Raw genomic sequence first — 539 nt, forward strand, 5'->3', positions numbered from 1 at the left:
AGGAGGTTGCGGCGGAGCATGGTTCCGCTGTCGCGGAGGGCGAGGGAGAGGGTGCTCATCGGGGGGTCTCCTGGGTGGCCTGGTCGTCGGTGAGGGCGAAGAAGACGTCGTCGAGGTCGGGGGTGTGGACGGTGAGTTCGGTGGCTTCGACGCCGGCGGTGTCGAGGTGGTCGAGGAGGGTGCGCAGGGCGCGCTGGGTGCCGTCGTTGGGGACGCGGAGGGTGAGGGCGTCGGTGTCGGTGGTGGCGTCGGTGAGGAGGGTGGCGGCCCGTTGGTGGGTGGTGGGGTCGGTGAAGCGGAGCTGGACGTGGCCGCCGGGGATGATGCGCTTGAGTTCCTCGGCGGTGCCTTCGGCGGCGATGGTGCCGTTGTGGAGGACGGCGATGCGGTCGGCGAGCTGGTCGGCCTCCTCGAGGTACTGGGTGGTGAGGAAGACGGTGACGCCGCCGGTGACGAGTTCCCTGATGATCTGCCACATGGTGTGGCGGGAGCGGGGGTCGAGGCCGGTGGTGGGTTCGTCGAGGAAGATGATGCGGGGG

Annotated in this window: 1 pseudogene; it reads right to left on the reverse strand. The window is 70.1% G+C overall.

Annotation, left to right across the window (positions count from 1 at the left end):
* Positions 1-55: 55 nt before the first annotated feature.
* Positions 56-539, reverse strand: a pseudogene (locus HW445_RS32655) (DUF4162 domain-containing protein); the annotation flags it as partial.

It is taken from the genome of Streptomyces sp. UH6 (assembly GCF_013421635.1).
Lineage (GTDB): Bacteria > Actinomycetota > Actinomycetes > Streptomycetales > Streptomycetaceae > Streptomyces > Streptomyces abyssomicinicus.